Annotated in this window: 5 protein-coding genes and 4 tRNA genes; 2 read left to right on the plus strand and 7 right to left on the minus strand. The window is 46.3% G+C overall.

The window, feature by feature from the left end:
* From EVX52_RS24995 to EVX52_RS25015, 5 genes are all read right to left on the minus strand, one after another.
* A partial coding sequence (locus EVX52_RS24995; RefSeq protein WP_238485749.1) for a GTP-binding protein occupies positions 1–238 on the minus strand: 238 nt, incomplete at its 3' end.
* A 108-nt stretch (positions 239–346) separates the two neighbouring features.
* A tRNA-Thr gene (locus tag EVX52_RS25000) sits at positions 347–422 on the minus strand.
* A gap of 7 nt (positions 423–429) precedes the next feature.
* Positions 430–504: transfer RNA gene (locus EVX52_RS25005), tRNA-Gly, on the minus strand.
* 131 nt (positions 505–635) lie between these two features.
* Positions 636–720, minus strand: a tRNA-Tyr gene (locus tag EVX52_RS25010).
* A gap of 19 nt (positions 721–739) precedes the next feature.
* A tRNA-Thr gene (locus tag EVX52_RS25015) sits at positions 740–815 on the minus strand.
* 385 nt (positions 816–1,200) lie between these two features.
* Here EVX52_RS25015 and EVX52_RS25020 point away from each other — a divergent pair.
* Together EVX52_RS25020 and coaA are read left to right on the plus strand one after the other, a co-directional pair.
* Positions 1,201–1,737 (plus strand): GNAT family N-acetyltransferase, encoded by a 537-nt coding sequence (locus EVX52_RS25020; RefSeq protein WP_129955682.1) that lies wholly within the window; start codon positions 1,201–1,203, stop codon positions 1,735–1,737.
* A 218-nt stretch (positions 1,738–1,955) separates the two neighbouring features.
* On the plus strand, positions 1,956–2,906 hold the full coding sequence (coaA, locus tag EVX52_RS25025; RefSeq protein ID WP_129955683.1) for a type I pantothenate kinase: 951 nt from the start codon (positions 1,956–1,958) through the stop codon (positions 2,904–2,906).
* Positions 2,907–2,957: 51 nt separating this feature from the next.
* Here the strand turns inward: coaA and birA are convergent, their stop codons facing one another.
* Entirely contained in the window at positions 2,958–3,917 is a 960-nt protein-coding gene (birA, locus tag EVX52_RS25030; protein ID WP_129992348.1) for a bifunctional biotin--[acetyl-CoA-carboxylase] ligase/biotin operon repressor BirA, read from the minus strand.
* On the minus strand, positions 3,914–4,951 hold the full coding sequence (murB, locus tag EVX52_RS25035; RefSeq protein ID WP_129955685.1) for a UDP-N-acetylmuramate dehydrogenase: 1,038 nt from the start codon (positions 4,949–4,951) through the stop codon (positions 3,914–3,916). The genes birA and murB overlap by 4 nt, the downstream gene beginning before the upstream one ends.
* Positions 4,952–5,222 lie beyond the last annotated feature (271 nt).

The following is a 5,222-nucleotide window of genomic DNA, read 5'->3' on the forward strand; positions in this document are numbered from 1 at the left end:
CGTGCGCGTAGTGACGAGTCGGGGTGTCATATTCAACGTGTGAAGTGTTGATGGTGATACCACGAGCTTTTTCTTCTGGTGCGTTATCGATCTGGTCGAATGCACGTGCAGAACCGCCGTAGGTTTTGGCCAGAACGGTAGTGATTGCTGCAGTCAGGGTAGTTTTACCGTGGTCAACATGGCCGATAGTACCAACGTTAACGTGCGGTTTGTTACGTTCAAATTTTTCTTTAGACATCGATTGTCCCTCTAAGACACGGTTAAATCGGTGGTATCACCACATCAACCAAGCATTTGCTTGACGAATTAGTTTACAGAAAGAAAATCAGGAGGGAGAATTTGGAAGTGGTGCTGATAGGCAGATTCGAACTGCCGACCTCACCCTTACCAAGGGTGCGCTCTACCAACTGAGCTATATCAGCACATACTTGGAGCGGGCAGTGGGAATCGAACCCACATCATCAGCTTGGAAGGCTGAGGTAATAGCCATTATACGATGCCCGCATCCTGGAACTCGGCTACCTGATTTTTCTGAAGAACTTCGAAGACGGGGAAAAGGACGTGAGACACTTAATTCCTCACCTTCACTTGAAACGACTCTATCATTTCAAGCTGCCTCATTGCTAAGGCTTGTATGGTGGTGGGGGAAGGATTCGAACCTTCGAAGTCGATGACGGCAGATTTACAGTCTGCTCCCTTTGGCCGCTCGGGAACCCCACCTAATTGTTAAGTACTTGAATGGTGCCGGCACCAAGAGTCGAACTCGGGACCTACTGATTACAAGTCAGTTGCTCTACCAACTGAGCTATGCCGGCATCAAGTGCTGCGCATTCTATGGAGACTTTGCAGGGTATGCAACAAAAAAATTGCATGTTTTGCGTTATCGCTCATGTTTTATTCAAAAACTAAGCTTTTTCTCCTTTTCTGCTGTTTAAAGGGTGAAAATGTATTCAAAAACGTCATTTCTCCAGGCCCGTTCGCGATGGATACGCCCCCCTTACTTATACTTCATCCTCGCCAGAAATCCCTCGCAGCGCACTGCTGTTCGATTTATGCACTATAAATGTGCTTTTGCATCACAAATGTACATCCAGAGGCATTTCTTTGTCGGTTAGGCCTGATTCCCGAGCTATTTCTACTGGCGCAATACTTGCATATCTCCTTTCGAAGGCGAGTTTTATTATAGGAAGGAGTGCCGCAATGAAAATTGTCATGCTTAATGCCGCAACGCTACCGGTTTACAGAGAGGAACTCGCGCGACTATTGATTGAAGCTAACAGGACAAATGCTTCTGTCGGTTTCCCCTGTGTCAACGGTCAAAGAGAGGCTGAGGACGCTTTTCAGGATTTATGCCCTGCTCTGAGTCAAAATGAACGATTGCTTTGGATCGCCAGGGATGAAAAAGGCGTCATTGGTACCGTCCAGCTTATCCTGGTCCATTCACCGGATTTACCTCATCAGGCCGAAGTAAGTACTCTGCTGGTCAGCGCTACAGCACGAAGACGTGGCGTGGGTCGTCTGTTACTACGTGCGCTGGAAAATACCGCACAGAGCCTGCGCTGCACCATTTTGTCTTCAGATATGAAATCAGGTTCAGACGCCGAAGCATTCTACAGAGCACAAGGGTATCGCTGCGCGCTCCTCAGGCAGGATTTCTCCCGTTACAGCAGAAAAAATGAAGTAGTCTATTACAAACAGTTATTACCTTTTACCAGCACATCTCAATCCATCTTTTAGCCTTGAAATTGTGCTGTGAGCATTTCACCGCACTTTCATAGGCTTTCCGCGCTTACATAACTTTCTCAAAAAATTTTAAACTCAATCAAAGAAATCGATAAGTTATAAGAAAAAGATCTCCCTCAAAAATTAAGGTGTCTATAATATGCTGCTGGTTTACTGTCTGGAGTTGGCGTGATCGCCTTTCCTGACCTGCGCTAACGGGCAGACTTTAACTTATGAAAAAAAGAGACCCATCTTTGGCAACTCCTTATCTGCAGTTCGATCGTGCGCAGTGGGCAGCCTTACGTGATTCAGTACCGCTTACGCTGAAAGAGGCAGAAGTAGTGAACCTGAAAGGCATAAACGAGGATTTATCCCTCGAGGAAGTTGCACAGATCTATTTGCCACTTTCACGCCTTCTCAATTTTTACATCAGTTCCAACCTGCGCCGACAAGCCGTGCTTGAGCAGTTCCTCGGTACAGATGGACAGAAAATTCCTTATGTCATTGGAATCGCCGGGAGTGTCGCAGTAGGTAAAAGTACGACAGCCCGCGTCCTCCAGGCATTATTAAGTCGTTGGCCCGAGCACCGTTCGGTAGAACTGATTACAACTGATGGTTTCCTCTATCCCAACAAGACGCTTCAGGAGCGTGGGATTATGAAGAAAAAAGGATTCCCTCAGTCTTATGATATGCACCAGCTGGTGAATTTTGTTTCAGAGGTTAAATCCGGTGCAAGGCATGTGACCGCGCCAGTCTATTCGCATCTGATCTACGATGTGATACCGGAGGGCAATAAAGTCATTGAGCAGCCAGATATTTTGATCCTTGAAGGGCTTAATGTCTTACAAAGCGGCATGGATTATCCTCATGATCCACATCATGTATTTGTTTCTGACTTTGTCGATTTCTCGATATACGTTGATGCCCCTGAAGAATTATTGCAAAGTTGGTATATTAATCGTTTCCTGAAATTCCGTCAGGGAGCATTCTCAGATCCTGATTCTTATTTCCATCATTATGCAAAACTTCCGGAAGAAGAAGCTGTGAACATTGCAACGCAGCTATGGAATGAGATTAATGGGTTGAATTTAAAAGAAAATATTCTTCCAACCCGTGAAAGAGCGAGCTTAATTCTGACGAAAAGCGCTAACCATGCGGTTGAAAGCGTCCGGTTGAGAAAATAAATATACTGAAATTAAAAAATAAAGGAGAGCACATGCTCTCCTTTATTTTAATCAGATACCCCGCAGTGAAATCTCACCACCGATATAAGGTTTAAGTACGCCATCCTGTTCGAGCAGCAAAGCCCCCTGAGGATCGATACCCCGCTCAATACCATGAATTTCCTGGTCACCGATGAGTAATTTAACCGGACGGTCGAGGAAATTATCTAAACCACGCCAGCGGGGAATAAATGGCGCTAATCCTTCCTGTTCGAAATGTAATAATGCTGACCTTAACTCTTTCAGCAACGTAGCTGTAAGCTCATTGCGGTCAATATTAACCCCCGCTTCCTGCAAATTTATCCAACCCTGATTAATGGCATCAGAAGCAGGTTCGCGCATTTTAAGGTTAATCCCCGCGCCAAGAACCAGCTGTGCTGCATCACCGGTTTTACCTGTCAGTTCAACCAATATTCCGGCGAGCTTGCGATCATTAAGATAAAGATCATTGGGCCATTTCACGCGTACTGCTTCAGCACCAAGACGCTGAAGCACCTCAGCCATAACAATCCCAATGACCAGGCTGAGTCCCATTGCGGCGGCAGGTCCCTGTTCCAGTTTCCAGTACATTGACAGGTAAAGGTTACTGCCGAAAGGTGAGAACCACTTTCGCCCACGACGTCCCCGCCCGGCCTGCTGATATTCCGCAACACATGCGTCACCCGAGCTTAATTCTCCAATTCTGTCCAATAGATACTGATTGGTTGAATCAATAACAGACAGAACATCAACATGGCCCGTCGGGAGCAATGCGTGGATTTTTTCTGCGTCAAGCAACTCGATAGGGAACGGAAGGCTATAACCTTTGCCCGGCACCGTAAATATATCAACGCCCCAGTCACGTACCGTCTGGATATGCTTATTAATCGCTGCGCGGCTCATCCCCATGGCTGTACCTAACTGCTCACCGGAATGAAATTCACCATCAGCCAAAATGGAGATTAATTGCAGAGGAATGGTAATATCTTTCATGACAGCGCTCCCATTGCGTCCACTTCCCCTTTCGCGGCAATAAAACGAACCTCTGGTTCAAGCCAGATGCCAAATTTTGCTGCAACTGCATCACGTACATATTTAGCCAATGCGCGTATATCAGCACTGCTCGCGTGATCTTTATTAATCAACACTAACGCCTGTTTATCATGAACAGCTGCGCCACCAATGGCAAAACCTTTTAGACCGGCCTGTTCAACCAACCATCCTGCAGCCAGTTTTATTTGCCCATTGGCTTGCGGATAAGACGGCATAGAGGGATATTCGCTGCTGATTCTCTCTGCCACAGAAGCATCAACAGTAGGATTTTTGTAGAAACTCCCTGCATTGCCGGTAACGGTTGGGTCTGGTAATTTGCTCTGCCGCATCGCGCAGACTAAATCAAAGATCTGACGGGGAGTCACAGTCTCAGGATCTAAGCGAGTCAGATCCCCATAAGTCAGTTTCGGTTGCCATTGCTTTGTCAGCTTCAGGCCTACGGCAATAATGGCATACCCTTCTTTATAGGAATGTTTAAATATGCTTTCGCGATAACCGAACTGGCATTCATCGGATTGCAAGCGGATGACTTTTTCATTCTGAAGATCCAATACATCCACATAACCACAAATACTCTGCAGTTCGATACCATATGCACCTATGTTCTGAATAGGAGCAGAACCTACGCATCCGGGAATTAACGCAAGATTCTCCAGGCCGGGAATATCATGCTCTAATGCATAACAAACCAATTGATGCCAATTTTCCCCAGCCCCTATATGTAGCTGCCATTCCTCTGCGTTTTCAGTCAGTTCAATCCCTTTTATGCGATTTAGTGCCACTGACCCTGCAAAATTCTCCAGGAAAAGAACATTACTCCCTTCCCCTAAAAGTAAAAAAGGCTGCCCTTTTTTCTTCGCTGATTTCCATGCAACGATGAGTTGTTCAGCGCTCCGGACATGCGTGATTTCAGCAGCATAGGCCTCCAGAGAAAAAGTATTTAGGGATTGAAGAGAAGTGTCGCCATTCGACATAGCCATATTACTCATAAGTGACTTATTTGTGCTTAGTTTAACCGATCCGATACTCTGTTACGCAGAGTTTTATAAGATGGTACAGGGGCTTGCGGCCCGATAAGCAGAGCGTGTAGAGCTAAATACCCTAAATTCCCCATAGCAAAAAGCCCCGCACTTTCGTACGGGGCTTTTGGCTTTATTTGATGCCTGGCAGTTCCCTACTCTCGCATGGGGAGACCCCACACTACCATCGGCGCTACGGCGTTTCACTTCTGAGTTCGGCATGGGG

This window comes from Rahnella sp. CFA14(1/10), assembly GCF_004195095.1.
In the GTDB taxonomy this organism is placed as follows: domain Bacteria; phylum Pseudomonadota; class Gammaproteobacteria; order Enterobacterales; family Enterobacteriaceae; genus Rahnella; species Rahnella perminowiae.